The organism is Mesorhizobium sp. C089B (assembly GCF_030323125.1).
Lineage (GTDB): Bacteria > Pseudomonadota > Alphaproteobacteria > Rhizobiales > Rhizobiaceae > Mesorhizobium.
The window spans coordinates 3722501-3727500 of the sequence record NZ_CP100469.1 but is presented as its reverse complement, the minus strand read 5'-3'; the positions used below and the strand labels follow the sequence as shown (position 1 = coordinate 3727500).

The following is a 5000-nucleotide window of genomic DNA, read 5'->3' as shown; positions in this document are numbered from 1 at the left end:
GAGAACGATCAAGTGTCTTAAGGGCAATTGGTGGATGCCTTGGCATGCACAGGCGATGAAGGACGTGATACGCTGCGATAAGCTACGGGGAGGTGCGAATACCCTTTGATCCGTAGATTTCCGAATGGGGAAACCCACCTAAGGTACTTGGAAAATCAGAGTAGCAGAGCGATCTGCTACTGTGGTTTCCAAGTATCGATAATAGGTAACTTATCCTGAATACATAGGGATAAAGTGGCGAACGCGGGGAACTGAAACATCTAAGTACCCGTAGGAAAGGACATCAACCGAGACTCCGGAAGTAGTGGCGAGCGAACCCGGACCAGGCCAGTGGCGATTGAGAGACAAGCGGAACCTTCTGGAAAGTAGGGCCATAGTGGGTGACAGCCCCGTACGCGTAATGCGATCAATCGTCCTCGAGTAAGGCGGGACACGTGAAATCCTGTCTGAAATTGGGAGGACCACCTTCCAAGCCTAAGTACTCGTGCATGACCGATAGCGAACTAGTACCGTGAGGGAAAGGTGAAAAGCACCCCGACAAGGGAGTGAAAGAGTACCTGAAACCGATTGCCTACAAACAGTGGGAGCCCGCAAGGGTCACCACGTACCTTTTGTATAATGGGTCAGCGACTTAGTGTGACGAGCAAGCTTAAACCGCTAGGTGTAGGCGCAGCGAAAGCGAGTCTGAACAGGGCGTTCAGTTCGTCGCATTAGACCCGAAACCGAGTGATCTAGCCATGAGCAGGTTGAAGGTAAGGTAACACTTACTGGAGGACCGAACCCATAACTGTTGCAATAGTTCGGGATGACTTGTGGCTAGGGGTGAAAGGCCAATCAAACTCGGAAATAGCTGGTTCTCCGCGAAATCTATTTAGGTAGAGCGTCGACCGAATACCCCAGGGGGTAGAGCACTGGATGGGCTAGGGGTCCTCACCGGATTACCAAACCTAACCAAACTCCGAATACCTGGGAGTACTAGTCGGCAGACACACGGCGGGTGCTAACGTCCGTCGTGAAAAGGGAAACAACCCTGACCTACAGCTAAGGTCCCCAAGTTATGGCTAAGTGGGAAAGGATGTGAGGATCCCAAAACAACCAGGATGTTGGCTTAGAAGCAGCCATCATTTAAAGAAAGCGTAACAGCTCACTGGTCTAAATAAGGGTCTTTGCGCCGAAAATGTAACGGGGCTAAAGCCATACACCGAAGCTTAGGGTTTGGTCCGCAAGGGCCAAGCGGTAGCGGAGCGTTCTGTAAGCTGACGAAGCCATACCCGTGAGGGGTGGTGGAGGTATCAGAAGTGCGAATGCTGACATGAGTAACGTAAGGGGAGTGAGAGACTCCCCCGCCGAAAGACCAAGGGTTCCTGCTTAAAGCTAATCTGAGCAGGGTTAGCCGGCCCCTAAGACGAGGCGGAAACGCGTAGTCGATGGGAACCACGTTAATATTCGTGGGCTTGGAGGTAGTGACGGATCGCACAAGTTGTCCAATCTTATCGGATTGAACGGGCAGCGGAGCGGTTCCAGGAAATAGCTCCTCCTTATAAACCGTACCCGAAACCGACACTGGTGGTCAGGTAGAGTATACCAAGGCGCTTGAGAGAACTATGCTGAAGGAACTCGGCAAATTGCACGCGTAACTTCGGAAGAAGCGTGACCCTTTTCTACGCAAGTAGAGGAGGGTGGCACAGACCAGGGGGTAGCGACTGTTTATCAAAAACACAGGGCTCTGCGAAGTCGCAAGACGACGTATAGGGTCTGACGCCTGCCCGGTGCTGGAAGGTTAAGAGGAGGGGTGCAAGCTCTGAATCGAAGCCCCAGTAAACGGCGGCCGTAACTATAACGGTCCTAAGGTAGCGAAATTCCTTGTCGGGTAAGTTCCGACCTGCACGAATGGCGTAACGACTTCCCCGCTGTCTCCAGCATAGACTCAGTGAAATTGAATTCCCCGTGAAGATGCGGGGTTCCTGCGGTTAGACGGAAAGACCCCGTGCACCTTTACTATAGCTTTACATTGGCATTCGTAGTGGCATGTGTAGGATAGGTGGTAGGCTTTGAAACCTGGGCGCCAGCTCAGGTGGAGCCACCCTTGAAATACCACCCTTATTACTATGGATGTCTAACCGCGGCCCGTTATCCGGGTCCGGGACAATGTATGGTGGGTAGTTTGACTGGGGCGGTCGCCTCCTAAAGAGTAACGGAGGCGCGCGATGGTGGGCTCAGAACGGTCGGAAATCGTTCGCTGAGTGCAATGGCATAAGCCTGCCTGACTGCGAGACTGACAAGTCGAGCAGAGACGAAAGTCGGTCATAGTGATCCGGTGGTCCCGCGTGGAAGGGCCATCGCTCAACGGATAAAAGGTACGCCGGGGATAACAGGCTGATGACCCCCAAGAGTCCATATCGACGGGGTTGTTTGGCACCTCGATGTCGACTCATCGCATCCTGGGGCTGGAGCAGGTCCCAAGGGTATGGCTGTTCGCCATTTAAAGCGGTACGTGAGTTGGGTTCAGAACGTCGTGAGACAGTTCGGTCCCTATCTGCCGTGGGTGTAGGAATATTGAAAGGATCTGTCCCTAGTACGAGAGGACCGGGATGGACGGATCTCTGGTGGACCTGTTGTGGCGCCAGCCGCATAGCAGGGTAGCTATATCCGGACGGGATAACCGCTGAAGGCATCTAAGCGGGAAACCCACCTTAAAACGAGTATTCCCTGAGAACCGTGGAAGACGACCACGTTGATAGGCCGGGTGTGGAAGAGCGGCAACGCTTGAAGCTTACCGGTACTAATAGTTCGATCGGCTTGATCGTTCTCATTCCTTATGCTCATCGTGAACACGATGATCTGACCAGCGCTCACGCATGAGCGGCCCTTACAGGGCCTATGCTCCGCGAGGGCGCCGGAAAACCGGCGACGCGCAGTCGCGCTTGCGGACTTTGTCCGTTAGCTAGACACAAACGTCGCCTTGGCACGAAAAAACAGCTTCTCGATATAACGTGCGTTTTGCCGACCTGGTGGTTATGGCGGAGCGGCTGCACCCGATCCCATTCCGAACTCGGCCGTGAAACGCTCCAGCGCTGATGGTACTTCGTCTCAAGACGCGGGAGAGTAGGTCGCTGCCAGGTCTGCAAAACGCACGTTGAACTCTCATCCGCAAACCGGATGAAACTGAATCTTCTCTCTACGAAAAGGCCCGCCAAGGGATCACGGGCCGCGCAAGCGGCCCTTTCATTTGGTCAGCCATATACCTATCTGTAAGCCATCCTGTTCATAGGCCCAGGCTTACGTCCAGATAAGCAAGCAAACGCTTGCTTCAGATCCGGAGCAGGCAAGAGCTTGCCCTGGAGAGTCCGGAGCAAGCAAGAGCTTGCCCTGGAGGTGACGCGGGGTGGAGCAGCCCGGTAGCTCGTCAGGCTCATAACCTGAAGGTCACAGGTTCAAATCCTGTCCCCGCAACCAACAAAAAAAGCCCGCTTCACGCGGGCTTTTTGCGTTCGGACCGTGATCGATGGCGATTTTAACCTGCACCAGGGGTCGGAAGCAGGCGAAGCCGACCGTGGGACAGAAAAGCCAAATCATGACCCCCAACCGCCCGCAGCTCGCAGGCCTTTTGTATTCGGCACCTTTGCCCACGCGAAGCCGGTTGGCTCCCGGCTCTGTCAGCGCGGCAACCGCCACGCGCCGGCGCGATGGTGACCGGACGCTTTGGATCCTGCAAAACCAGGCGACGAACCATTCTCTCGCCATCAGATCTTGGAAAACGAACCGTGATCGTGCGCTTCCAATCATTGCTATCTATTGTTACCGGGCTTTGATCGGCGCCATAATCTTCCAGGAGGTTGCCGTGCCCGACTACGCTCTGAACGACCACTATGAGAGCTTTACCAGGAAGCAGCTCGAATCAGGCCGCTACAACAATGCCAGTGAGGTTGTTCGCGCCGGCCTGCGTATGCTCGAGGATTTCGAGGCGGAGCGGGAAAGATGGTTGCGCGAGGAGGTTCCGGCGCGCCTGACCGAGCTCCGGCAGGATCCGGCTAAACTAAGGGCATCCCTGTCGAGACAGTTTTTCGCGGCTCGAGGCGCGTCATCACGCGAAGCAGGCGAAAGCCAAATAGGCAATGGAGTACCGCATTGTCTTCCACCCCAAGGCGGAAACTGAACTCGACCAGCTCTATGACGACATAGCCGACCCGTGCGTCGCCGGCGATCGCTTGGAATTTCGTTGTCGGCATCCGCGACCATTGCCTGAGCGTGTCGACTTTTCCACAGTGCGGCACAGAGCGGGTCGAGATCATGCCTGGTCCGCGGATCATCGGCTGGCGACGTGCCGTCAGCATTGCTTTCGCAGTCGATGCCGAACGGGTCTGGTCCTGGGTATTTTTTCGCCGGCCGCAACATCACGGCGGAATTGCTGGAAGGCCGGCTCTGAAGCGCTGCTTAGGCTGGCGTGGGGATCGACACTCGCCAGGAGGCGATTCTCAGGCCGATGGCACGCACCTGCCGCCGCCTAGAGATGGGAGCTTGGTAGAAGAGTGATCCTCAGCGGAACACCACTCACAATTTCAGCCAAGCCAGCTCACGAATTTCCGCCCCGTGGATATCTCCACGAGAAATCGAAAAAACATCGTCGATGACTGTTGACAGTTCTGGTTGGTGGCGACTATATACGCCTCACGAACGAGGGCGGTGCGCCGCTGGCGGCGAAGCAGTTTGCTTCTGAGAAGCCCTTGTGAGAATTCAAGAGAGCCGCGTAAGCGACACTCGGACGGCCCCGAAGCCAGAGGTGGAACGGGCCACGACATTGCGTGAAGTGATGTCTGTTCTTTGAAAATTGAATATTGAAGAAAGAGAAACGTGGGCGGCAGAGTCCTGCTGAACCTCTTATCCCGCCAGGGATAGAAGGTTCGAACGAGACTTTGGCGGACACGTTTTGAGAGAATAAAGTCTACCAAGGCACTGATGTGTCTAGGTGTGAATGTTCTCGTCAATTCAAAGCGTGACCA

1 tRNA gene, 2 rRNA genes and 1 pseudogene are annotated in these 5000 nt (G+C 55.0%); all 4 read left to right on the top strand.

Features of this window, described 5'->3' with window-relative positions:
* The first annotated feature begins 6 nt into the window (after positions 1-6).
* Positions 7-2807, top strand: a 23S ribosomal RNA gene (locus tag NLY44_RS18420).
* A 200-nt stretch (positions 2808-3007) separates the two neighbouring features.
* Positions 3008-3122, top strand: a 5S ribosomal RNA gene (gene rrf / locus NLY44_RS18415).
* Between the two features lie 257 nt (positions 3123-3379).
* A tRNA-Met gene (locus NLY44_RS18410) sits at positions 3380-3456 on the top strand.
* Positions 3457-3841: 385 nt separating this feature from the next.
* Positions 3842-4112 (top strand): annotated as a pseudogene (locus tag NLY44_RS18405) (type II toxin-antitoxin system ParD family antitoxin).
* Positions 4113-5000: the final 888 nt, after the last annotated feature.